Source organism: Amycolatopsis thermophila (genome assembly GCF_030814215.1).
GTDB lineage: Bacteria > Actinomycetota > Actinomycetes > Mycobacteriales > Pseudonocardiaceae > Amycolatopsis_E > Amycolatopsis_E thermophila.
The window spans coordinates 1,882,261-1,904,440 of the sequence record NZ_JAUSUT010000001.1; the positions used below are offsets into that span (position 1 = coordinate 1,882,261).

At 71.4% G+C, this 22,180-nt stretch carries 22 protein-coding genes and 1 pseudogene; 9 read left to right on the top strand and 14 right to left on the bottom strand.

The window, feature by feature from the left end:
- Window position 1: 1 nt before the first annotated feature.
- Window positions 2-1,789: a thiamine pyrophosphate-requiring protein gene (locus FB470_RS09270; RefSeq protein ID WP_306990421.1), complete on the top strand. Its 1,788-nt coding sequence runs from the start codon at window positions 2-4 to the stop codon at window positions 1,787-1,789.
- A gap of 70 nt (window positions 1,790-1,859) precedes the next feature.
- Here FB470_RS09270 and FB470_RS09275 read toward each other — a convergent pair whose 3' ends face one another.
- The 6 genes from FB470_RS09275 to nicT all read right to left on the bottom strand — a co-directional run bounded on the left by FB470_RS09275 (window position 1,860) and on the right by nicT (window position 8,674).
- The gene (locus FB470_RS09275) at window positions 1,860-2,843 is read right to left on the bottom strand and encodes an IS481 family transposase (protein ID WP_306990422.1); all 984 of its coding nucleotides are present in this window, start codon (window positions 2,841-2,843) and stop codon (window positions 1,860-1,862) included.
- Between the two features lie 119 nt (window positions 2,844-2,962).
- On the bottom strand, window positions 2,963-4,102 hold the full coding sequence (locus tag FB470_RS09280) for a CaiB/BaiF CoA transferase family protein (protein ID WP_306990423.1): 1,140 nt from the start codon (window positions 4,100-4,102) through the stop codon (window positions 2,963-2,965).
- A gap of 10 nt (window positions 4,103-4,112) precedes the next feature.
- A complete protein-coding gene (locus FB470_RS09285; RefSeq protein WP_306990425.1) occupies window positions 4,113-5,141 on the bottom strand; it encodes a flavin-containing monooxygenase in 1,029 nt (342 codons plus the stop codon).
- A gap of 68 nt (window positions 5,142-5,209) precedes the next feature.
- Window positions 5,210-7,405 (bottom strand): heavy metal translocating P-type ATPase, encoded by a 2,196-nt coding sequence (locus FB470_RS09290; RefSeq protein WP_306990426.1) that lies wholly within the window; start codon window positions 7,403-7,405, stop codon window positions 5,210-5,212.
- Between the two features lie 4 nt (window positions 7,406-7,409).
- Entirely contained in the window at window positions 7,410-7,619 is a 210-nt protein-coding gene (locus FB470_RS09295; protein ID WP_306990427.1) for a heavy-metal-associated domain-containing protein, read from the bottom strand.
- Window positions 7,620-7,651: 32 nt separating this feature from the next.
- Window positions 7,652-8,674 carry a Nickel transporter NicT gene (nicT, locus tag FB470_RS09300; protein WP_306999154.1) on the bottom strand — a complete coding sequence of 341 codons (1,023 nt, stop codon included), beginning with the start codon at window positions 8,672-8,674 and terminating at the stop codon, window positions 7,652-7,654.
- A 165-nt stretch (window positions 8,675-8,839) separates the two neighbouring features.
- On the opposite strand from nicT, the gene FB470_RS09305 reads away from it, so the two are divergent.
- Window positions 8,840-9,121, top strand: coding sequence for a metal-sensitive transcriptional regulator (locus FB470_RS09305; protein ID WP_306990428.1), 282 nt, complete (start codon window positions 8,840-8,842; stop codon window positions 9,119-9,121).
- 110 nt (window positions 9,122-9,231) lie between these two features.
- Here the strand turns inward: FB470_RS09305 and FB470_RS09310 are convergent, their stop codons facing one another.
- On the bottom strand, window positions 9,232-9,771 hold the full coding sequence (locus FB470_RS09310) for a TetR/AcrR family transcriptional regulator (RefSeq protein WP_306990430.1): 540 nt from the start codon (window positions 9,769-9,771) through the stop codon (window positions 9,232-9,234).
- A gap of 87 nt (window positions 9,772-9,858) precedes the next feature.
- On the opposite strand from FB470_RS09310, the gene FB470_RS09315 reads away from it, so the two are divergent.
- Both FB470_RS09315 and FB470_RS09320 read left to right on the top strand, forming a co-directional pair.
- Window positions 9,859-11,016, top strand: a complete 1,158-nt coding sequence (locus FB470_RS09315; protein WP_306990432.1) for an MFS transporter — start codon at window positions 9,859-9,861, stop codon at window positions 11,014-11,016.
- Window positions 11,017-11,037: 21 nt separating this feature from the next.
- Window positions 11,038-11,649 carry a D-sedoheptulose-7-phosphate isomerase gene (locus FB470_RS09320; RefSeq protein WP_306990434.1) on the top strand — a complete coding sequence of 204 codons (612 nt, stop codon included), beginning with the start codon at window positions 11,038-11,040 and terminating at the stop codon, window positions 11,647-11,649.
- Window positions 11,650-11,745: 96 nt separating this feature from the next.
- On the opposite strand, the gene FB470_RS09325 is transcribed toward FB470_RS09320, so the two are convergent.
- Window positions 11,746-11,967: a DUF2188 domain-containing protein gene (locus FB470_RS09325; protein WP_306990435.1), complete on the bottom strand. Its 222-nt coding sequence runs from the start codon at window positions 11,965-11,967 to the stop codon at window positions 11,746-11,748.
- 116 nt (window positions 11,968-12,083) lie between these two features.
- Here FB470_RS09325 and FB470_RS09330 point away from each other — a divergent pair, with 116 nt between their 5' ends.
- The gene (locus FB470_RS09330) at window positions 12,084-12,458 is read left to right on the top strand and encodes a helix-turn-helix domain-containing protein (RefSeq protein ID WP_306990437.1); all 375 of its coding nucleotides are present in this window, start codon (window positions 12,084-12,086) and stop codon (window positions 12,456-12,458) included.
- Window positions 12,455-13,045 carry an ImmA/IrrE family metallo-endopeptidase gene (locus FB470_RS09335; RefSeq protein ID WP_306990438.1) on the top strand — a complete coding sequence of 197 codons (591 nt, stop codon included), beginning with the start codon at window positions 12,455-12,457 and terminating at the stop codon, window positions 13,043-13,045. The genes FB470_RS09330 and FB470_RS09335 overlap by 4 nt, the downstream gene beginning before the upstream one ends.
- A gap of 949 nt (window positions 13,046-13,994) precedes the next feature.
- On the opposite strand, the gene FB470_RS09340 is transcribed toward FB470_RS09335, so the two are convergent.
- From FB470_RS09340 to FB470_RS09360, 5 genes are read right to left on the bottom strand one after another with little or no spacing between them, the layout of a single operon-like run.
- On the bottom strand, window positions 13,995-14,324 hold the full coding sequence (locus tag FB470_RS09340) for a putative quinol monooxygenase (protein ID WP_306990440.1): 330 nt from the start codon (window positions 14,322-14,324) through the stop codon (window positions 13,995-13,997).
- Between the two features lie 39 nt (window positions 14,325-14,363).
- A complete protein-coding gene (locus FB470_RS09345) occupies window positions 14,364-15,095 on the bottom strand; it encodes an SDR family oxidoreductase (RefSeq protein ID WP_306990442.1) in 732 nt (243 codons plus the stop codon).
- Between the two features lie 27 nt (window positions 15,096-15,122).
- Window positions 15,123-15,245, bottom strand: coding sequence for a ribosomal protein bL36 (locus FB470_RS09350; protein ID WP_306990444.1), 123 nt, complete (start codon window positions 15,243-15,245; stop codon window positions 15,123-15,125).
- Between the two features lie 25 nt (window positions 15,246-15,270).
- Window positions 15,271-16,761 (bottom strand): MFS transporter, encoded by a 1,491-nt coding sequence (locus tag FB470_RS09355; protein WP_306990446.1) that lies wholly within the window; start codon window positions 16,759-16,761, stop codon window positions 15,271-15,273.
- Entirely contained in the window at window positions 16,758-17,831 is a 1,074-nt protein-coding gene (locus FB470_RS09360) for a TetR/AcrR family transcriptional regulator (protein WP_306990448.1), read from the bottom strand. The genes FB470_RS09355 and FB470_RS09360 overlap by 4 nt, the downstream gene beginning before the upstream one ends.
- Window positions 17,832-17,920: 89 nt before the next feature.
- Here FB470_RS09360 and FB470_RS09365 point away from each other — a divergent pair, with 89 nt between their 5' ends.
- A complete protein-coding gene (locus FB470_RS09365; RefSeq protein ID WP_306990450.1) occupies window positions 17,921-19,054 on the top strand; it encodes a cytochrome P450 in 1,134 nt (377 codons plus the stop codon).
- A 27-nt stretch (window positions 19,055-19,081) separates the two neighbouring features.
- On the opposite strand, the gene FB470_RS09370 is transcribed toward FB470_RS09365, so the two are convergent.
- The gene (locus FB470_RS09370) at window positions 19,082-19,855 is read right to left on the bottom strand and encodes a lysyl oxidase family protein (protein ID WP_306990451.1); all 774 of its coding nucleotides are present in this window, start codon (window positions 19,853-19,855) and stop codon (window positions 19,082-19,084) included.
- Window positions 19,856-20,499: 644 nt separating this feature from the next.
- Here FB470_RS09370 and FB470_RS09375 point away from each other — a divergent pair.
- Together FB470_RS09375 and FB470_RS09380 are read left to right on the top strand one after the other, a co-directional pair.
- Window positions 20,500-20,667 (top strand): annotated as a pseudogene (locus tag FB470_RS09375) (ATP-binding protein); the annotation flags it as partial.
- 262 nt (window positions 20,668-20,929) lie between these two features.
- Entirely contained in the window at window positions 20,930-22,180 is a 1,251-nt protein-coding gene (locus FB470_RS09380; RefSeq protein ID WP_306999156.1) for an SLC13 family permease, read from the top strand.

Sequence of the window (22,180 nt, forward strand, 5' to 3'; positions counted from 1 at the left end):
CATGTCGGAGACGGTCGGCGACCACTTGCTGCGGCGCCTGCGAGAATGGGACGTGGAGCAGGTTTTCGCCTACCCCGGAGACGGGATCAACGGCATCGTCTCCGCGTTCGGCAAGGCGGACAACCACCCCCGGTTCGTCCAGGCCCGGCACGAGGAGATGGCCGCGTTCGAGGCGGTGGGGTACGCCAAGTTCAGCGGGCACGTCGGGGTGTGCATGGCGACCTCGGGGCCGGGCGCCATCCACCTCCTCAACGGGTTGTACGACGCCAAGCTCGACCACGTGCCGGTGGTGGCGATCGTCGGGCAGACCGCGCGCAGCGCGATGGGCGGGTCCTACCAGCAGGAAGTGGACCTGCAGCCGCTGTTCAAGGACGTCGCCAGCGAGTACCTGGTCGAGGTCAACGTCGCCGAGCAGCTGCCCAACGCGCTCGACCGGGCCATCCGCACGGCGCTGGCCAAGCGGGCGCCGACGGCGCTCATCATCCCGGCCGACCTGCAGGAAGAGCCGTACACCGCGCCGAAGCACGCGTTCAAGCAGGTGCCCTCGAGCCCGCCCGGGTTCCCGCACCCGGTGGTGATCCCGCCGGAGGACGAACTGTCCCGCGCCGCGGAGATCCTCAACGAGGGCGAGAAGGTCGCGATCCTCATCGGGCAGGGCGCGCGCAACGCCGCCGCCGAGGTCCGGGAGATCGCCGAGCTGACCGGCGCTGGTGTCGCGAAGGCGTTGCTGGGCAAGGACGTCCTGCCCGACGACCTGCCGTACGTGACCGGCTCGATCGGCCTGCTCGGCACGCGGCCCAGCTACGAGATGATGCGCGACTGCGACACGTTGCTGATCGTCGGGTCGAACTTCCCGTACAGCCAGTTCCTGCCGGAGTTCGGCAAGGCGCGCGCGATCCAGATCGACATCGACGGCAGCATGATCGGCATGCGCTACCCGACCGAGGTGAACCTGGTCGGCGAGGCGAAGGGCACGCTGCGGTCGCTGCTGCCGATGGTGCGGCGCAAGGAGAACCGCGGCTGGCGGGAGACGATCGAGAAGAACGTCGCGTCCTGGTGGGAGACCGTCGAGCAGCAGGCGATGGTCGACGCGGACCCGGTCAACCCGATGCGGGTCGTGCACGAGCTGTCGCAGCGCATCCCGGAGGACGCGATCGTCACCGCCGACTCGGGTTCCTCGACCAACTGGTACGCCCGGAACCTGAAGATCCGCGGGCGGATGCGCAGCACGCTGTCCGGGACACTCGCCACGATGGGGCCGGGCGTGCCGTACGCGATCGGGGCGAAGTTCGCCTGTCCCGGCCGGCCGGTGATCGCGCTCGAGGGCGACGGCGCGATGCAGATGAACGGGATGGCCGAACTGCTCACCATCCAGCGCTACCACCACCTGTGGTCGGATCCGCGGCTGGTCGTGTGCGTGTTCCACAACAACGACCTCAACCAGGTCACGTGGGAACTGCGCGCGATGGGCGGTTCGCCGAAGTTCGAGGACTCCCAGTCGCTGCCGGAGTTCTCCTACGCGGAGTTCGCCCGGTCGCTCGGGTTCGAGGCGGTCGCCGTCGATTCGCCGGACCAGCTGGGCGCGGCGTGGGACCGGGTGCTGTCGGCGGACCGGCCGTCGCTGCTGGACGTGCGCTGCGACCCGGAGGTGCCGCCGATCCCGCCGCACGCCACGTTCGAGCAGATCAAGTCCACCACGGAGGCGATGCTCAAGGGCGACCGCGACGCGTGGCACGTCCTGGTCGAGGGCTTGAAGACCAAGGCGCAGGAACTGCTGCCGAACCGCTAGCGACTCACGGACTCGGCTACTCGTGATGGCGTGCCGTGATCACCTGGACCAAGGCGTTGTCAGACACGCGCTAGATGTTCTGTCCCGTGAGGTTGGGTATGCGGGTGGTGGGTGGGCCGCCGATGCTGGCGTGGTGGCGGTGATGGTTGTAGTGGTGGAGGAAGTCGGGCAACGCGGCGCGCCGTGCGGTGTCTGATGTGTAGGGCTGGGCGTAGGCCCATTCGTCGAGCAGGGTGCGGTTGAACCGCTCCACTTTCCCGTTGGTTTGCGGGTAGGGGCGGGTGCGTTTGTGCTGGATACCGGCGTGGGTGAGGGTGTTGCGCCAGTCGCGTGAGCGATAGCAGGAGCCGTTGTCGGTCAGTACCCGCTGCACGGTGATGCCGTGGGAGGCGAAGAACGCCTGCGCTCGGTGCCAGAACGCGACCGCGGTGGCCTTCGTCTCATCGGGCAGGATCTCGGTGTAGGCCAGCCGGGAGTGGTCGTCCACGGCGTTGTGCAGGTAGCTATAGCCGATCTGGGGTTTGCCGTGCGGGTAGCGGGCGGTGGTGGTGGCCTTGCGGTGCTGGTTGCCGGTGGCGCGGTCGCAGATCTTGTGGCCGCCGCCGCCGGGGATGTTGCCCAGCTTCTTGATGTCGACATGCACCAGCTCGCCCGGGGCGGCGCGTTCGTAGCGGCGCACCACCCGCCCGGTGGCCCGGTCCAGATCGGCCAGCCGCGCCAAGCCGTAGCGGGTCAGCACCCGATGCACGGTGGAGGCGACCAACCCCAGCAGGGCAGCGATGCGCGCCGGCCCCCACCGGCGCACCACCCGGACCTTGATGATCCGCCGCTCGGTCCGGGTCGGTGTCCGATGCGGGCTGTGATGCGGACGTGAGGACCGGTCGACCATGCCGGCCTCACCCCCGGCACGGTAGCGATCAGTCCACCGCTGCACGGTGGCCACCGACACCTGGAACCGCTCCGCCGCCCGCCGCAACGGCCACCCCTCCTCCACGACACACCGAGCCAGACGCAGCCTGCCGGTCGGAGTCAGCGGAGCGTTACGGTGGGACACGAGGACCTCCTGAGGAGCGGTGCAGATTGTGGTGATCCACACCGAACCCGGAGGTCCTCCCTCACCTCAAGATCATCAACTACGTGTCCCGCCGTTCACAACCTCCCCGGGCACTACAGCTAGTCCTCCTTGAGCCAGGCGCGCACTTCGTCGGTGTGCTCGCCGAGTTTCGGCGGCGCCTGGCGGTAGGTCGGCGGCGTCTTGGTCAGGCCGATCGGGTTGCGCACGACGTCGAGCCCGCCCAGCGGCACGCGCGGCGCGAGCCCGAGCCGGTCGGCGAGCTGGAACGCCTCGGCGAGGTCGTTGACCGGGCCGCACGGCACCCCCAGGGGCGTGAGCAGCTCGAACCACTCGTCGGCCGTTCCGGTGCGGAGCCGGGCGCCGAGCAGGTCGGCCAGTTCGGCGACGTGCGCGACCCGCTGGGCGTTGGTAGCGAAGCGTTCGTCGCCGGCCAGCTCGGGGATGCCGAGCGCCCCGGTGAGCGCCGCGAACTGCCGGTCGTTGCCCACCGCGATCACGATCGGCCGGTCGGCGGCCTGGAACACCTCGTACGGCGCGACCGACGGGTGCCGGTTGCCCAGGATGCCGGGCACGACGTCGGCCATCACGTGGTTCGCGCTCTGGTTGACCATGCTCGACAACAGGGCTCCGAGCAGGCTGATCTCGAGCAGTTGCCCCTCACCGGTCGCGTCGCGGTGGCGCAGCGCGGACAGGATCCCGACCGCGGCGTGCAGGCCGGTGAGGACGTCGACCAGCGCGACACCCACCTTCGTCGGTTCGCCCGGCGCGGGCCCGGTGACGCTCATCAGCCCGCCCACGGCCTGCAGGAGCAGGTCGTAGCCGGGTAGGGCCGCGCCCGCCCCGCTGCCGAACCCGGAGATCGAGCAGTACACCAGGCCGGGGTTGTCCCCGGCGAGGTCGTCGTAGCCGAGGCCGTACCGGGCCATCGTGCCCGGGCGGAAGTTCTCGACCAGCACGTCGGCCCGCCGCGCGAGGGCCTTCGCGGCGGCCAGGTCGTCCGCGTCGCCGAGGTCGAGGGCGATCGAGCGCTTGTTGCGGTTGACCGACCGGAAGTAGACGGCCTCGCCGTCGGCGTGCGGCGGCCCCCAGGCGCGGGTGTCGTCACCGGCGCCGGGCCGTTCCACCTTGATCACCTCGGCACCGAGGTCGGCCAGCAGCATGGTCGCGTACGGCGCGGCGAGCACCCGGCTGAAGTCGGCGACGACAACGCCGGACAACGCCCCGTTTCGATCGGTCACACCGTCCCTTCTACCTCATGGCGGCCAGGCGGCGGACCACGTACCGCGCGTCGCGGCCCACGCCGCGCAGGCTCGCGGACACCAGGGTGCTCTGCCACTCCAGTCCGACGTACCCGAGGCCGGGGACCGAGGTGGAGACGCCGCGCCGGTGCCGGGGCACGCCGCGCTCGTCCAGCGCGCCGAGACCGTCGAGGTAGGGCATGTCCGGCCGGTACCCGGTGGCGAGCAGGAGGGTGTCGACGGGTTCGCGGCGGCCGTCGGACCAGATCACGTGGCGGCCCTCGAGCCGGGTGAACATCGGGCGGCGATCGGGGCGGCCGTCGCGGATGCGGCCGCGGTAGTAGCCGGTGTCGAGCACCGGCACGGTCGGCGGGTCGCCCTTGACGCTCCGGGGAAGGCGGGCGGCACCGGTGACGGTGAGCCAGAACTGCAGGTCCCGCCCCAGGGGCCGCTGCGGCGCGTACCGCACGGGCTTGCGCGTCGCGATCGTCACCGACGCGTGGTCGGCCAGTTCGGCGCCGATCTGCACGCCGGAGTTGCCGGCGCCGACGACGATGATCCGCTGCCCGGCGAACGCACTCGGCTCGCGGTAGTCCGCGGCGTGCATCACCGCGCCGGCGAAGGAGTCCAGCCCCGGCAACGCCGGGACGTGCGGCCGGCCGAACCACCCGCTGGCGGCCACCACGACCGGCGCCTCGAACTCGTGACCGGCGCGGACGACGAAACTCCCGTTGTGGTGCACCGATTCCACCCGGTGCCCGGTGCGGATGTCGGCGTCCAGCGCGGACGCGTAGTCGCGCAGGTACCCGACCACCTCGTAACGGTGCGGGTAGTGCCGCGGATCGCCCGGAAATCGCTTACCGGGCAGGGAACTGTAGCGTGCGGGCGAGAACAACGTGAGGCTGTCGTAGTAACGCGGCCACGAACCGACGGGCTCGCTCCCCGCTTCCAGCACCAGCGGCTCGAGCCCGGCCTCCCGCAGCGCGTACGCCGCGGCGAGGCCGGACTGGCCGCCTCCGATCACGATCGCGTCCGGCATCACGCCTCCCCAGAATCCGACACCGTCACCGTAATCGGACGCCAGGGAAGCGCGGTACTGTGTTTTCCTTACGAGAACGTGCGCAGTCGCAGCGAATTGCTCACCACGAACACCGAGCTCAGCGCCATCGCGGCACCGGCGATCATCGGGTTGAGCAGCCCGAGCGCGGCCAGCGGTAGTGCGGCCACGTTGTAGGCGAACGCCCAGAACAGGTTGCTCTTGATGGTGCCGAGCGTGCGGCGCGCGAGCCGGATCGCGTCGGCCGCGGCTCGCAGGTCGCCGCGCACCAGTGTCAGGTCGCTCGCCTCGATGGCCACGTCGGTGCCGGTGCCCATCGCCAGTCCGAGGTCGGCCTGCGCCAGCGCGGCCGCGTCGTTCACGCCGTCACCGACCACCGCGACCCGGCATCCCCGGTCCTGCAGGCGTTTCACCGCGTCGACCTTGTCGGCGGGCAGCACTTCGGCGATCACTTCGCTGATGCCGACCTCGCGCGCGACCGCCTGCGCGGCCGCCTCGTTGTCGCCGGTCAGCAGCACGGGACGCAGGCCGAGCGCCCGCAGCCGGCGCACCGCCTCGGCGGAGGTCGGCTTGACGGTGTCGGCCACCACCAGGACCGCCCGGACCCGGCCGTCCCAGCCCACACCGACCACGGTCCGGCCGAGCTTCTCCGCCTCGGCCCTCGCTTCGGCGAGCGCGTCGGGCAGGTGCAGACCCCAGTCGTCCAGCAGCGCGGCCCGCCCGGCCACGACGGCCCGGCCCTCGACCACGCCCTGCACGCCGCGGCCCTCGACGTTGCGGAACTCCGACACCGGCGCGTGGTCGTCCACCGCTGCCGCGATGGCCCTGGCCACCGGGTGCTCGGACGCGTGCTCCAGGGCACCGGCCATGCGCAGCACCTCGTCCCGGCGCTCGCCGTCGGCCACGCGGACGTCCACGAGCGACATGCGCCCGGTGGTGACGGTGCCGGTCTTGTCGAGCACGACGGTGTCGATCCGGCGCGTGGACTCCAGCACCTCGGGGCCCTTGATGAGGATCCCGAGCTGCGCCCCCCGACCGGTGCCGACCAGCAGTGCGGTCGGCGTGGCGAGGCCGAGGGCGCACGGGCAGGCGATGATCAGCACCGCGACCGCCGCGGTGAAGGCCGCCGTCGTGGACCCGCCGGAGGCCAGCCAGGCCACCAGCGTGCCCAGTGCGAGCACCAGGACGATCGGCACGAACACGCCGGCCACCCGGTCGGCCAGGCGCTGGACCTGCGCCTTCCCGGTCTGCGCCGCCTCGACGAGCTTGGCCATCTGCGCGAGTTGCGTATCCGAGCCGACCCGGGTGGCGCGCACGACCAGCCGTCCCCCCGAATTGACCGTCGCCCCCACGACGGCATCGCCGGGCCCGGCCTCGACCGGCACGGACTCGCCGGTGAGCATGCTCGTGTCGACCGCCGACGTGCCGTCCTCGATCTCGCCGTCGGTCGCGATCTTCTCGCCCGGCCGGACCACGAACCGGTCGCCCACGGCGAGCTGCGACGCCGGGATGCGGACCTCGGCGCCGTCCCGCAGCACCGCGACGTCCTTGGCCCCCAGCTCCAGCAGCGCCCGCAGGGCGGCGCCGGCGCGGCGCTTGGCGCGGGCCTCGAAGTACCGCCCGGCGAGGATGAACGTGGTGACCGCGGTGGCGACCTCGAGGTAGATGCGGCCCTCACCGCTGCCGCGCTCGATGGCGAACTCGAAGGGGTGCCGGGCCCCGATTTCGCCGGCCATCCCGAACACCAGCGCGTACACCGACCACACGTAGGCGGCGAGGGTGCCGACCGAGATCAGCGTGTCCATCGTCGCCGCGCCGTGCCGGAGGTTCGTCCACGCGGCGCGGTGGAACGGCAGGCCGGCACCGAACACGACCGGCGTGGCCAGGGCCAGCGAGATCCACTGCCAGTAGTCGAACTGCCAGGCCGGGACCATCGCCAGGACAACCACGGGCAGCGACAGGGCAGCCGCCGTGAGCACGCGTTCACGCAGACCCGCGACGGTGTCCTCGTCCTCGTCCGGGCGCGGCAGCGTGGCCGAGTACCCGGCGGCCACGACCGTGTCCACCAGCTGCTGCGGGTCGACGTCGGCGGGGTAGCTGACCTTGGCCTTCTCGGTGGCGTAGTTGACCGTGGCGGTGACGCCGTCGAGCTTGTTCAGCTTCCGCTCGATGCGGTTGGCGCACGACGCGCAGGTCATCCCGCCGATGGCCAGTTCGACCTCGCTGAGCTCGGGCGCGGCGGTCATCGGGTCACCGGGCGGCGAGCTCGTACCCGGCCTCGTCGACGGCGGCGCGCACGGCGTCGTCGCTCAGCTCACCGGTGCTCACGACGGTGACGGCACCGGTCGGCAGGTCGACCTTGACGTCGGCGACGCCCTCGATCTTGCCGACCTCCTCGGTGACGGAGGCGACGCAGTGCTGGCAGGTCATCCCGGTGACGGTGTAGACGGTCTCAGTCATGCCAAGATCATACCCCCTACCCGTACCGGGAGTCAGTCGACGCCGGTCGACCAGCGTTCCTCGATGCGGCCCAGTCGCCACACCAGCCAGGCGACCACCCAGGTCACGAGGAACACGCCGGCGAGGACGAACCCGACGTGGTCCAGGTTCAGCTCGGCGATCGACCGCAGCGGCCCGCCGGTGATGCCGGCCTGGTCGACGAGCACGGCGATCAGCTCGATGACGCCGATGACCAGGGCGACCACGACCGACAGGGCCGTCACGGTGATGTTGTAGAAGATCTTGCGCACGGGCCTGGCGAAGGCCCACCCGTAGGCGTGGTTCATGAGGAACCCGTCGGCCGCGTCGAACAGCGTCATGCCCGCCGCGAACAGGACCGGCAGGACGAGGATGGCGTACCAGGGCAGGGCGAACGCGGCGGCGCCGCCGGCCAGCACCAGCAGGCTGACCTCGGTGGCGGTGTCGAACCCGAGGCCGAACAGTACGCCTACCGGGTAGATGTGCCACGGTTTGCGGACCGCGGCGGTGGCCCGGCCGAGGACGCGGTTGACGAGACCGCGCCGGGCGAGGCGGGTCTCGAGTTCGGCCTCGTCGAAGCGGCCCCGGCGCATCTCGCGGGCGACCTTGAGGATGCCGATCAGGACCACCAGGTTGACCAGGCCGAGCAGGCACAGGAACGCGCCGGACACGGACAGGCCGATCACGCCGGTGACCTCGTGCAGGGTCGACGAGTCGTCCTCGAGCTCGCCGGCCAGCGCGCGCACGCCGAGTGACAGCAGGAGACACAGGGCGAACACGATCGTGGAATGCCCGAGGGAGAACCAGAAGCCGACGCTGAGCGGCCGCTGCCCGTCGGTGATGAGCTTCCGGGTGGTGTTGTCGATGGCGGCGATGTGGTCGGCGTCGAACGCGTGGCGCATACCGAGCGTGAAGGCGGTGACGCCGAGCCCGACGCCGAAGATCCCGGACTCGCCGATCGCGAAGTGCTGGGGCACGACCAGCAGGAGCAGCACTCCCCAGCCGATCGCGTTCAGCGCGAGGATGAACGCCACCATCCCCGCGACCGAGGCCCGTTCACGCCCGCCGAGCGAGATCCGATCACCCACCGCAACCTCCCATACCTGTTCAGATCATCAGATGAACAGATGCCTCCCTCCGACGCAAGGATACGGATACCTGGACCGGGTATGATGGGCGGAGTTTTCGAGAGCGGAGGCGGCATGGCGAGCTACAGCGGCGACAAGGACGCCTACCTCAAGCGGTTGCGCCGGATCGAGGGGCAGATCCGCGGCCTGCAGCGCATGGTCGAAGAGGACAAGTACTGCATCGACATCCTGACCCAGGTCTCCGCGGCGACGAAGGCACTGCAGTCGTTCTCGCTCGAACTGCTCGACGAGCACCTGTCCACGTGCGTGGTGGACGCCGCCAAGGCCGGCGGGCGGGAAGCCGAGGTGAAGGTCCGCGAGGCGAGCGACGCGATCGCGCGCCTGGTGAAGTCCTGACCTCACCTCGACAGGCCCTCACCGACCCGGCGCCTCGGGCCAGTCCCCGGGCGAGCAGACCGTAACGGACCGCCCGCTTCCGGAAGGCCGGGCTCGGCTCGCCACGGCGATCACGCCAGCAACGCGGCCGCGATCGCCTTCGCGCGGTGAGCCGGTTCGGCACTGCGCTCGCGCAGGGCGGTGACCAGCGCGCCGTCGATCAGCAGCATCAGCTGCGCCGCGAGCGGCCCGCTCTCGCCGTACCCCGCCTCCTCCAGCAGCGCCGCCAGGTACTCCGTCACCGCGCCCTTGTGCGCCCGCGCCAGCCGGTACACGGCCGCGTCCGCGTGGCCGACCTCGGCCATCGCGTTGATGAACGCGCACCCGCGGTAGCCCGCCCGCTCGAATCGCTCGGCGAGGAAGTCGAACACCGCCAGCGGGTGGCCGCCGCGTGCCGCGACCCCGTCGGCCAGCGACTGCCGCCACTGCCGGTCGCGTTCGCTCAGGACCGTCTCGACCAGGTCGTCTTTGCCCGCGAAGTGCCGGTAGAACGACGCGCGCCCCACCCCGGACTCCTCCAGCAGCCGTTCGACCCCGACCGCGCGGATTCCGTCCGCGTAGAACAACTCCTCGGCGGTCCGCATGAGGCGTTCCCGGGCCCTGGTCGGCATGTCTCCACGGTAACCGATCTTGACGAGAAACGGAACCGATCAGTACCGTCCAGACGGAACCGATCAGTACCGTTTTGGGGGAAACCCGTGGTCACCACCTCCCGTCTGCCCGCCCGCGTCGGCGTCCTGACGCTCGCAACCTTCGCCGTCGGCACGGACGCGTTCGTCGTCAACGGCGTCCTGCCCGAGCTCGCCCGGTCGCTCGGCGTGAGCATCGGCGAAGCCGGTCAGCTCGTCTCGGTGTTCGCGCTCGCCTACGCCGTGCTGTCCCCGGTGCTCGCCGCCGTCACCGGGAACTGGCCGCGGCGGACCGTCCTGCTGGCCGCGCTCGGCGTCTTCGTGGTGGGCAACGCCGTCACGGCCCTCGCCCCCGGCTACGGCCTCGCCCTGGCTTCACGGGTGATCGCCGCGGCCGGCGCGGCCGCGATCACACCGACCGCCTCCACGTCGGCGGCCGCCTTGGCCCCGGCCCACCGCCGCGGCCGCGCGATGTCGCTGGTCACGCTCGGCCTGGTGTCCTCGACCGCGCTGGGCGTGCCGATCGGGACGCTGCTCGGCACCGTCGCGAGCTGGCGCGAGACGATGTGGCTGGTCGCCGCGCTCGGCGTGGTGGCCGCGGCCGGTGTCGCACTGTGGCTGCCGCCGGTGCCGAACCCGCCGGTCACCGGGTTGCGGGCTCGCCTGGCCCCGCTGCGCGACCGGACCGTCGTGCTGGTCCTCTCCGCGACCGTGTCCCTGTTCACCGGGATCTACCTGGTCACGATCTACCTCAGCGTGATCGTCGAGGACGCCACCGGCGGGGACGGTGTGCGCCTCACCGTCCTGCTGTTCGCCGCCGGAGTCGCCGGCACGATCAGCAACGTCGTCACCGGCGGGTGGACCGACCGTTTCGGCCCGGCCCGGGTCATCACGGTCGCCATGGCGCTGGGCGTACTGGACTTCGCCCTCATGCCCTGGACGTCGGCGACCTTCGCGGGCGCCCTGATCGCCGTCGTCGTCTACGGCCTCGTGTCGTGGTCGGTCATGGTCCCGCAACAGCACCAGCTGATCGAGGCAGCGCCCGCGACACCGGCGCTGGTGGTGTCGCTGAACGCGTCCGCGATCTACCTCGCGGTCTCGGTGGCCGGCGTCCTGGGCGCGGGAGCACTGCGCTTCGCGCCGGGCGCTCGGCTGGCCTGGGTCGCGGCGGTCTTCCTCCTCCTGGGTCTGGCCGCCACTCGCGCGGCGGCGAAGTTTAGGCGTTGAACGGCGGGAAATCCCCAGCGCATGAGCGCGATCACCACTCTCCCGAACGTGGCGCGCGGACATCTCGACATCCTGGACGAGACGCTGAGTGCGCTCCGCCAGCAGACGGGACGGCTCACGCGCTGGGGACGGATCCTCGCCGAACGGCTGGGCGAAGGCCACCGTCTCCTCGCCGCGGGCAACGGGGGGTCCGCGGCCGAAGCCCAGCAGCTCACGGCGGAACTGCTGGGGCGCTACCACGACGACCACCCGCCGTTCTCGGCGATCGCGCTGCACGCAGACGCCTCGAGCCTCATCGCGGTGGGCGACGAATACGAGTACGACCACGCCGAGGTGTTCGCCCGTCAGGTGCGGGCGCACGCCCGGCCCCGGGACGTCGTGCTGTTGCTGTCGGCGAGCGGCCGCAGCAGGAACCTGACGCGGGCCGCCGAGGAGGGTGTGCGCGCGGGGGCGAACGTGTGGGCACTGACCGGACCGGGCCCGAACCCGCTCGCGAACGCCGTGGAGGACGCGTTGTGCCTGCCCGGCACGGCGCCGACCGTGCAGGAGGCACACCTCGTCGCGGTGCACATCCTGTGTGCGACCGTGGAGAGCTACCTGTCCACTTCGGACCCCGAGCGGAGGGTCTCCTGACGTCCGGGTCCGCACGACCCCGAATTGTCAGACCCCACCCCTAAGGTCGAACCCATGTTCGACCACCACCAGCCCGCCCCGAACCGGCGGCACACCTCATCCCGGCGCCGGCAGCGGATCGTTGCCGTAGAGCCGCCGGCTCTCGATCGAGCCGTCCCTCCGCTGGATGCGGAGCACGCTCGGGCGATCGGCGCGCGCCAGCTTCGCGGCCGCGCGCACCGCGTCCCGCTTGCGTTCGTGGTGCGACACCACGACCTGACCGCGCCGCACGTCCCAGCTGCCCATCATCGGCGAGACCCAGTAGACCGTCCGTGCCATGAGAGAACCCCCTCCTCTGATGTTGCAGACCTGCAACACCATCCCAGTATTACACCTCCGTTGCACTCCCGCAACGGTTCGGCAAAACTGCGACGCGAAGAGACGTGGAGGTGCGCATGGGCGGACGGCTGGACACGGGCAGGCTCTATTCGGCCCTGGACGCGGAGCGGGAGTCGCGCGGATTGTCGTGGCGGCAGCTCGCGGCCGAGGCCGGGGTGAGCGCGTCCCTGGTCAGCCGCATGGGCAACGGTCACCGGCCGGACCTGGACGGGTTCATCGCGCTCGTGCAATGGCTCGGCATGCCCGCCGAGTCGTTCATGGTGTGGCCGGAGGGCCTGCCGGACAACCGCCGCCGCCCCTCGCTGGAAGCGCGGCTCGCGCCGCTGCTCCGGGCCGAGGACGAACTCAGCGAAGCCGACCAGCAGCACCTGCTGGACGTGGTCGGGCTGACGATGCGACACATCCGCGCCAAGAACGAGGAGCTGAAATGACCCTCCGCCGGGGTTTCAAGAAGGAGGCCAGGGAGCTCGCCCTGGAGGTCCGGGAGGAGCTGGGCCTCGACGTCTTCGCGCCGCTGGACCCGTGGGCGCTGGCCGAGCTGTACGGCATCGAGGTGTACGACCTGAGCAACCCGGTCCTGCCGGAGGCGTCCGTGCGCTACCTGACCGAGGAGCGCCCGCACGTGTTCTCCGCGGCGCTGGTCCCGCTCGAGCCCAGCGGTGCGGTGATCATCGAGAACCACGTGCACCCGTTGCGGCGCAGGCGGTCCACGATCGCGCACGAGATGGCGCACGTGCTGCTGGAGCACCCGTTCGGCCTCACCCTGACCGACGAGAACGGCTGCCGCTCGGCGGTGGCGGGCATCGAGGAGGAGGCCACCGAGCTCTCCGGCGAACTCCTCGTCCCGACCGACGCCGCCCGGGTCGCGGCGTTCAAGGGCTGGTCGGATCACTCCGTGGCCAACCACTTCCGCGTCAGCGTGGCGATGGCGACGTGGCGCATGAACATGACCGGCGCCCGGCGGATTGCCGCGCGCACGCGCGGTAAGCAGGAAGCCCGGTACGCCACTCCGGCCTGAGTGGTTGTCCACAAACCGATCCACAGGTGGACAATTCTGTGGACAACTCATCGTCCACTGAGGACAGAAAGGGGGCCGCCGGCAGGACCGGGCGCGAAACGGGTTGACCGCGGGCGAAGAACGCACGGCTCCTGTCGGGCCGGAAGCCGTCACCCGGACTCCGGGGCGGTTCCGCCGCCGTACGGCTCCGCCACACCGCGAGCGTGCGGGCACGTCACCCGACCACGACCGCGGGCGATCAGCTCATCGAGCCACACGCACCCAGACGCCAAACGGCTCCACCACACCCCCAAGCACCCGGGCACGTCACGCGACCGCCACCGCTGGCGATCAGCTCGTCGAGGCGCACGGCATCCGCACGCGGATCGGCCCCGCCACACCCCGAGCACCCGGGCACATCAGCAGACCACCACCGCTGGCGATCAGCTCAACGAGGCGCACGGCATCCGCACGCCAAACGGCTCCGCCACACCGCGAGCGCGCGGGCACGTCACCGGACCGCGACCGTTGGCGATCAGCTCATCGAGACGCACGGCACCCCGGCGCGGATCGGCCCCGCCATACCCCGAGCACCCGGGCACATCACCAGACCACCACCGCAGGCGACCAGCTCAACGAAGCGCACGGCACCCCGGGCGCCGAACGGCGGCGGCGTGGGCGCGCCACGCCCGCCAGGCCGGGCTGGTGCGCTCGGCACCGAGCCCGAGCCGTCGAGATCGACCACGCTGCTCGGCGCCGAACGGCCGAGCAGCCGGCCGGTGAACTCACGCCTGCCCGCCTTCACCAGCAGCGGCCGCGGATGCGCGCCATGCCGAGCGGGGCGCGAGGATCCCCGGTCATGGGCTCGGCGAGCCGCTGGAGCCGGCCCACCCCGCCTCGGCGCGGGCGAGCTCCGTACCGGCCGACCACCCCGTGGTCGTGGAGGTCCAGGCGCGACGCGCACCCCGGATCAGAGCGCGCCCCGTTGCGGGTCCCCGTCCGGCAGCGGGGTGAGGACCTGCACGTCCATCGGCTTGGCCAGGAGCCCGTCCAGGGCCGCGGTCAGCTCGGCGAGCGCCGCGCCCTTGCCGTGCGCGCCCAGCGCCGATCCGGACGCCCACTTCTCCAGCATCACGAACGTCGACGGCGACCGCGGATCGCGATGCAGCGCGTACCGTTCGCAGCCCGGCTCGGCGTGCACCGCGCGCACCGCGGCCCGCAACGCCTCCTCGACCTGCGTTTCCTTGCCCTCAGCGGCCTGCATGGTCGCGATCACGACGACACCGTCGGTCTGGTTCATGCCGTCCATACCACCGCACGGCGCGGTCCGGCCGCAAGATCACGGCCGCCACTCGGGCTGCAGGACCAGTTCGGTCAGGTGCGCGTCGGCCGGTGCGGCCAGCACGGCGCGCACGGCCGCCGCGACCGACGCGGGGCCGAGGTACCGCTCGGGTTCGTAGGGCCCGCCCTCCGCGCGGCGCACCGACCGCTGCATCGCCGTGTCGACGCGGCCGGGGTAGATGCTGCTGACACGAACCCCGTGCGGCAGCTCCTCGTGGTGCAGCGCCTCGGCGAACACGCGCAGGGCGGTCTTGCTGGCCGCGTAGGCGGCGCGGTTGGCGGGCGAGCCGTGCACGGCCGTCGAGTTGACCAGGACCACGCGCCCGCGGGCGGCCCGCAACGCGGGCAACAGCACCCGCGTCATCTCGACCACGCCGAAGAGGTTGACGGCGAACAGTTCCCGCCACGTGACCGACGGTGTCGCCGCGACCGTCCCCAAGTCGATGATCCCGGCACAATGCACCAGAACGTCGACCGAAGTCAATTTCGGCGGAATACCGGAAATGTCCGTATCACCGGAGAGGTCGACCGTCCAGAAATGGGCGTCGGGTAACGTTTCGGCGGCTTCTTTGAGCGCGGTTTCGTCGCGCCCGACCAGCCACAGCGTGTAGCGATCAGCCAGCGCAGCGGCAACTTCGGCGCCGATCCCGCCGGTCGCGCCGACTACCACCGCAATTCCTCTGCCGCTCATCGCTGATGACGATAAACGCCGTGAAAAGGGCCCGTCCACGAATGGACGGGCCCACATCGGAAAAATTCAGCTTTGCCGCGTGTTCAGGTGCGGCGAGCGCTTGTTGATGACGAACGCGCGTCCCCGCCGCCGAACCACGATCGAGCCCGGCTGACGCTTGAGCGACCTGAGCGAACTCCTGCTCTTCATGACCCGCTCCCTTCTCGCTGACATGTCAACGACCGGAGGGCTCCCGGCATTCCTTCGGGTGCAGCGGGGTGCCGGCCACCGCGCAGTGGACCTTGACCGGGCTGCGCGGCGCCGGCTTCACGCGCCCGGGCACGAACGCGAACGCGATCAGCGCGCCCGCCAGCAGGAGCCCGGCGCACACGAGCATCGCCATGCGGTAGGCGGGCGCGAGCGCCACGGGATCGGTCAGACTGCCCGTGCCGATGCCCGCGACCAGCGGCAACACCGCGACGGCCAGCAGCCCGGCCGTCCGGGCGATCGCGTTGTTCGCTCCACTGGCGATGCCCGCGTACCGGTCGTCGAGCGAGCCGAGCGCGGTCGCGGTCAGCGGCGCGACCGTCAACGACAGGCCCAGCCCCAGCACGATCACCGCGGGCAGGACGTCGGTGAGGTAGTCCGGGTGCGCGGAGATCCGGGACAACAGCACCAGGGCCACCGCGCACACGATTGGCCCGACGGTCATCGGCAGCCGTGGACCGGTGCGCTGCCCGAGCGCGCCCGCGCGGGCCGAGAGCAGGAGCATCAGCGCGGTCACCGGCAACGTCGCCGATCCGGCCGCGATCGGCGGGTACCCACCCACGACCTGCAGGTTCAGCACCACCAGGAAGAACACGCCGCCCAGCGCCGCGTACACCGCGAACGTCACCAGGTTCGCCGCGGTGAACGGGCGCGACGCGAACAGGCCGAGCGGGAGCATCGGGTGACGGGACCGCCGCTCCGTCACCACGAAGGCGGCCATCCCGGCGACGCCGACCGCGAGCGCGGTCACCACCGCAGGCGAGCCGGGCCCGAGCGCGGGCCAGGCGGTGAAGCCGTAGCTCAGCCCCGCCAGCCCGAGCGCCCCCATCGCCGCGCCCGTGAAGTCCAGCTGCCGCGCCGCCTCCGGGTTGCGGGTCTCCGGCACGTGCCGCAGCGCGACCAGCGCGACGACCAGCGCGAGCGGCACGTTGATCAGGAACACCAGCCGCCAGCTCGCCACCTCGACCAGCCACCCGCCGAGGAACGGGCCGAACGCGCCGGCGATCCCGCCGAGGCCCGACCACGCGCCGATCGCCTTCGCCCGGTCGTCGGGGTGGAACGAGGCCTCCAGGATCGCCAGCGAACCCGGCGTGAGCAGCGCGCCGCCGACCCCCTGCAGCACCCGGGCGAGGATCAGCGTCCAGGTGTTCGGCGCGAGCCCGCACAGCAGGGACGCGGTCGCGAACCAGCTGACGCCCAGCACGAAGATCTTCCGCCGCCCGAACCGGTCGCCGAGCGATCCGCCGAGCAGGATGAGCGCGGCGAGGCTGAGCGTGTAGCCGTTGATCGTCCACTGGAGACCCGCGGTGCTCGCCCCGAGATCCTCGCCGATGCTCGGCAACGCGATGTTGACGACCGTCGCGTCGAGGAACGTCACCCCCGACCCGAGCACGGTGGCCAGCAGGACCCATCGCCCCGCGGCCTGGCCGTAGCGCAGCGAAGGCTCCACAGTCGTCACGACTTCACATCGTCCCGGCGGTAGCCGCCGGACGCAACGTCCGCGGCCGCCACGGCGTGACACGCCCCGAACCCGTCTGCGCGCGCGACGATCCGGCCGTGTTCCACGCGCACCGCCACCTCGGTCGCGTCGCTGACCGCCGCCGCGCCGGCCACCGCACCCAGCTCACCCCGTTCGTCGCACACCACACGCAGACGCGGCCAGGCCGAGGCCGGGAACGCCTGGCGCAGGCACCCCGCCACCTCGGTCAGCACCAGCCGGGCCAGCGGTCCCAGCTCGGCGGGTTCGCCGGTCACCACCACGACCGTCACGTCGGCGCCGGCGCGGACCGCCTCCTCGGCCGCGGCGAGCCGGTGCAGGCCCAGCACCGCGACGACACCGTCGGACGGGATCGGCACCGGCGCTCCGCGCACCAGGTCGAACGCCTCACCGGCGGTCCACGGCTCGTCGGCCCGGCGCGCGGGCGGAGCCAGCTGGGGCGCCGCCCAGAAGTCGTTGAAAGCCAGGTCGGCGAGCTGCTCGCACGTGCTGACCACGTCGAACGGCTCGACGAACCCGGGTGCGGCGACGGTCAGCTGACGCGCGCCGTGCAGCGTGGTCAGCACCGTGCGCGCCCGCCGCACGTACCGCGCCGGCGGGCCATCCGACGGCGGTGGGTCGAGCCGCTCCATGGCCAGCGCGAGCAGCAGCGCGCCCAGTTCGAGCAGCTGGGTGAACGGCAGGCGGACCCGCTCGTCGGCCATCACCTCGGCGGACAGGTCGCGGCCCAGCGCGGCGTCGCGCACGATCCAGTCCCGCGCGAACGCCCCGAGCGCCGATCGCACGTCCGCGCCCGGACGGGAGTGCGGCGCGGCCTCGGCGCGTGCGGCCAGGTCGGCCAGCACCGCGAAGTACAGCGCCCGCTTGCCCGGGAAGTTCGAGTAGACCGCACCGCGGGTGAGCTCGGCGCGTTCGGCGATGACGTCGACCTTGGCGTCCCGGAATCCCCGCCGTGCGAACTCCTCCCGCGCGGCGACCAGCACTTTCGCGCGGTTGCGCTCCTGGGTTTCCGCTCGGGTCAGCCGCGCCACACGGACCTCCTCGTTGCCTCGGGTGGGCGTCCAAGATATCGTCCTCATCCAGATGATCTGAACATCTGGAATTAACATCTGGAGTGTGCGTGGTTCCCGAGATCTCCCTGACCGATCCCGAAGTGCTGACCGACCCGTTCACCGCCTACGGCCGCGCCCGGGGGGAGTCGCCGCTGGCACGGGTGAGCGCGCCGGGGTTCGGCCCGGTGTGGGCGGTGACCCGCCACGAAGACGCGCGGGCGATGCTCGCTGACCGGCGATTCGAGCTCAGCCCGGACAGCTACCAGCGGCCGGACGTTCCGGAGCATTGCCGCCCCTACCTGCGCACGATGTCGGAGATGGAGGGCGACGAGCACGCCCGGTTGCGGCGGCTGGTGTCGCCCGCGTTCTCGGCCCGGCGGGCGCTGGACTTCCGGCCGCGGATCGAGCCGCTGGTCGCCCGGCTGATCGACGAGCTGAGCGCCGAGGCCGACCTGCTGCGGGACTTCGCGCGGCCGTTGCCGATGGACGTGATCTGCGAACTGGTCGGCATCCCGCACCCGGACCGTCCGCGCTGGCGCGAGTACGGGGCCGCGGTGGCCTCCGGCCACGGTCAGGCGTTCGCGGCGTCGATCCCGGGCATCATGGCCGGTGCGCGGGCGGCGATCGCGCGGCGCCGGGAGTCGCCAGGTGACGACATCCTGAGCGATCTGCTGGCGGTCGACGGGGTCACCGAGGCGGAGCTGGTGACGCTCGTGTGGCACCTCGTGCTGGCCGGCCAGACGCCGGCGAACCTGATCGCCAACGCGGTGGCCGCGCTGCTCGACCACCCCGGCCAGCTGGCCGCCCTGCGCGCCGACCCCGGCCTGATGCCGCACGCGGTGGACGAACTGATCCGCTGGTGCGGTCCGACGCTGTTGACGATCCCGCGCTACGCCCGGGAAGACGTCGAGCTCCACGGCGTGCGGATCCCCCGCGGCGACGCGATCGTCGCCGCGGTGGCAGCGGTCAACCGGGACCCCCGCAGCTTCCCGGCGCCCGACGTCCTCGACGTGACCAAACCCGCCAGCGGCCACCTCGGCTTCGGTCACGGGCCGCACTTCTGCCTGGGAGCCTCACTGGCGCGGGTCCAGACGGAGGTCGCGCTCAACGCCCTGCTGCGCCGGCCACTGGCCCCGGTGACCGTGGAACGCGCCCCGGACCCCGGCACCTGGCGGCTGTCCGCCCTGGTCGTCAAGCTTTGAGGGGCGCGCGCCCGGGACAGCCGAGGGTCAGGCTGTCGGCCCGTAGGCGATGACCCGCACCGTGGCGCCGGACTTGCGGGTGGTCAGCACGAGGTCCACCCAGGTCGTGTTGTTGCCGCGGTCGCTCTCCACGAACCTGCCCTGCGCGTCGGCCGTGGCGATCAGCCGGTACCGGCCGTCGGGGAGACCGGTGACGTCGATGTACTGGTCCGGCAGCGTCCACGCGTAGCGGTCGCCCCAGCCGACGGACAGGCCCATCGAGACCGTCAGCGAGTCCTCCTGGCCGCACCCGGCGCGGGAGTACACAGAGGACCGTGGCGCGCCGGGCAGCGCGCGCCGGTAGGGGTCGTTGTCGTAGAAGCAGAAGCCGCCCTTCATGCCGGTGCCCACTTTGCTGCCGTCGTCCAGCCGCACGATCTGGTAACTCTCCAGATCCCTGACGTGCCAGTGGTTGTGGCCGTCGCCGGCGTAGACGAGACCGGCCGGCACGCCGGTGGTCACCTGCGAGCGGTCCGCGTGCACGACCCGCTGGGAGACCACAAAGGACGATCGGGCGGACGACCGGCTCGCGACGAGCTCGAACGGTCCGCGCCCGACGTTGACGATCGTCGTGGAGAACCGGAGCTGCCGCTGGCCCGCCGCGGTCACGAGCTTGACGTCGGTGAGCCGGGCCATGCCGAGGTCGGGGAGGAGAGCCTCGGCGGCGGAGGCGACCCCGGGCACCTGCGCGAGGAGCGCGGCGACCAGGACCGGCACGAGCCGGCGGACCACCCGGGTCCGGCCATCCGGACGACCTGCCACGACTCCTCCTCAAGCGGTGCGACGGCTGCCTGAGCTCGATCAAAGCGGGCACCACCGCGACGCGCCGAGAAAGTTCGCTCGAAGGAGTCACGTTCGGCGGCCGACCTTGCGGGGTCGCCAGGAGCAACACGTCCCCACCGAGCGGCGACGCCTGGACGGCCTCCACCCGGACCGATCGAGCTGCCGTGATCAACCCCGAACAGCAAGAAGTCCCCTGTCGCCAGGGGCTTCTCGGTACTGCTGTCTCAACCAGACGCGCGCCCGAAGATATTCGAACCCCTAACCTTCCGATGCCGTTTCCGCGATCGCCGACACTCGCCGTTGTTCGTCGATTCCTGCCTTCACCTGCGTCGATGCGCTCGTCCTGCGGTCGGTGATGAGATCGCCAGCCGGATCTGCCGAGATCAGCTTCGACCGGCACTCGGCTTGTCACCGTCGGCCGCCGGAGCGGCTTGGTCAACGCTGGGCTGAATCGTGACGGGATTGATCCACTCCGCTCACCAATTCGCGGCTTGCCCCCTTCCAGACCCGTCGGACGCGTGCCGCGTTCGCTGCGCACGGCGTGTTTGGCGGCTGAACCGATCGAGGCCGCGATGGCCGGGTTCCGGGTCCGGTAAACTCTGGCCACCAAACTGGTCAACGAGTTGGTCGAGGCGGCCGATGAGAAGATCCTGACCAAGACCTTCGCCCGCTACGGGCGGGTTGATCTTTTATGCATCGATGAGCTGGGCTACATGGAACCGGATCGGCCTGGCGCGGAACTGTCGTTCCAGGTCTTGACCGAGCGTGCGGAGAAGAATTCGCTGGCCATCGCGTCCAACGACAGCTTCGGTGGCTGGACGAAAACATTCACCGACCCGCGGCTGTGCGCCGGATTGTCAACCAGCTCACCTTCGGCGGCAACATCATCGAAACCGGCACGGGTTCCTATCGCTTGGCGCATACCCGCGCTGCCACACGCTAGCGCACGGAAGGACTCCCATGGCCGAGCACCAGCCCGACCAGCCGTTCCAGCGTTACCCAACCAGCAGCGGATAGGAGGGTGTTGCGCTGAGCGCGGCCCTCACCGAGGCCATCGCGGTGGTCTTGTTGCTCGTGGTGCTGGGTTTCGCGGTGACCCGGCCGCGGGGATGGCCCGAGGTTGTCGTCGCGGTGCCCGCCGCGGTGTTGCTCGTGGCGATCCGGGCGATCTCGCTGCCGTACGCCGAGGCGGAGCTGACACGGCTGGCGCCGGTGGTCGGGTTCCTCGCCGCGGTGCTGGTCCTCGCGCAACTCTGCGACGACGAGGGCCTGTTCCGGGACGCGGGCGCGCTGATGGCCCGCGCCTGCCGAGGCCGGCCACGCCGCCTGTTGGTGCTGGTGTTCGTGACGGCGTCGGCGATCACGGCGGTGCTCAGCCTGGATGCCACCGTCGTGCTGCTCACCCCGGTCGTGTTCGCCACCGCCGTACAGGTGGGTGCCCGTCCCAAACCGCACGCCTACGCCTGCACCCACCTGGCCAACACGGCCTCGCTGCTGCTGCCCGTGTCCAACCTGACCAACCTGCTGGCGTTCGCAGCCAGCGGACTGTCCTTCACCCGCTTCGCCGCACTCATGGCACTGCCCTGGATCGCGGCCATCGCCACCGAATACCTCGTGTTCCGCCGCTTCTTCGCCACCGACCTGGGCGCCGGCGCCAGCGTGCTACCCACCCCGGCCAGACCCCGGGAGCCCACGGAGCCGGAGGTGCCGGTGTTCGTGCTCGTCGTCGTCGCATGCACCCTGGCCGGGTTCGGGCTGACCTCGCTGGCCGGGATCAACCCCGCATGGGCCGCGTTCGCGGGCGCGCTGGTGCTCGCCGTCCGTGCCCTAGCCCAGCATCGCACCACACCGACCGGCATCCTGCGAGCCGCGAACGTGCCGTTCCTGGCGTTCGTGCTGGCCCTGGCCATCGTCGTGCGCGCAGTGGTGGACAACGGCCTGGCCGGCACCGTCAGGCACCTCATTCCCGCCGGTGCCACCCTGCCGGCGCTGCTGGGCACCGCCGCGGTGGCCGCCGTGCTGGCCAACGTCATCAACAACCTGCCCGCCGTGCTGGTGCTGCTGCCCCTGGCCGCCGTGGCGGGGCCGGGCCTGGTGCTGGCGACCCTCATTGGCGTGAACATCGGCCCGAACCTCACCTACGTCGGGTCGCTGGCAACGCTGTTGTGGCGCCGCGTCCTGCACGAACACGACACCGAACCCGACCTTGGCGAGTTCACCCGACTCGGGCTACTCACCGTCCCCACCGCGCTGATCGTGGCGGTTCTGGGCCTGTGGGCAGCACTGCACCTGATCGGAGGCTGA

Excerpts from the sequence above, each read along its gene's own strand:
- FB470_RS09270 (WP_306990421.1), top strand. The coding sequence starts at position 2 with ATGTCGGAGACGGTCGGCGACCACTTGCTGCGGCGCCTGCGAGAATGG.
- FB470_RS09285 (WP_306990425.1), bottom strand. The coding sequence starts at position 5,141 with ATGCCGGACGCGATCGTGATCGGAGGCGGCCAGTCCGGCCTCGCCGCG.
- FB470_RS09290 (WP_306990426.1), bottom strand. The coding sequence starts at position 7,405 with ATGACCGCCGCGCCCGAGCTCAGCGAGGTCGAACTGGCCATCGGCGGG.
- FB470_RS09295 (WP_306990427.1), bottom strand. The coding sequence starts at position 7,619 with ATGACTGAGACCGTCTACACCGTCACCGGGATGACCTGCCAGCACTGC.
- nicT (WP_306999154.1), bottom strand. The coding sequence starts at position 8,674 with ATGGTGGCGTTCATCCTCGCGCTGAACGCGATCGGCTGGGGAGTGCTG.
- FB470_RS09305 (WP_306990428.1), top strand. The coding sequence starts at position 8,840 with ATGGCGAGCTACAGCGGCGACAAGGACGCCTACCTCAAGCGGTTGCGC.
- FB470_RS09310 (WP_306990430.1), bottom strand. The coding sequence starts at position 9,771 with ATGCCGACCAGGGCCCGGGAACGCCTCATGCGGACCGCCGAGGAGTTG.
- FB470_RS09320 (WP_306990434.1), top strand. The coding sequence starts at position 11,038 with ATGAGCGCGATCACCACTCTCCCGAACGTGGCGCGCGGACATCTCGAC.
- FB470_RS09325 (WP_306990435.1), bottom strand. The coding sequence starts at position 11,967 with ATGGCACGGACGGTCTACTGGGTCTCGCCGATGATGGGCAGCTGGGAC.
- FB470_RS09330 (WP_306990437.1), top strand. The coding sequence starts at position 12,084 with ATGGGCGGACGGCTGGACACGGGCAGGCTCTATTCGGCCCTGGACGCG.
- FB470_RS09335 (WP_306990438.1), top strand. The coding sequence starts at position 12,455 with ATGACCCTCCGCCGGGGTTTCAAGAAGGAGGCCAGGGAGCTCGCCCTG.
- FB470_RS09340 (WP_306990440.1), bottom strand. The coding sequence starts at position 14,324 with ATGAACCAGACCGACGGTGTCGTCGTGATCGCGACCATGCAGGCCGCT.
- FB470_RS09350 (WP_306990444.1), bottom strand. The coding sequence starts at position 15,245 with ATGAAGAGCAGGAGTTCGCTCAGGTCGCTCAAGCGTCAGCCGGGCTCG.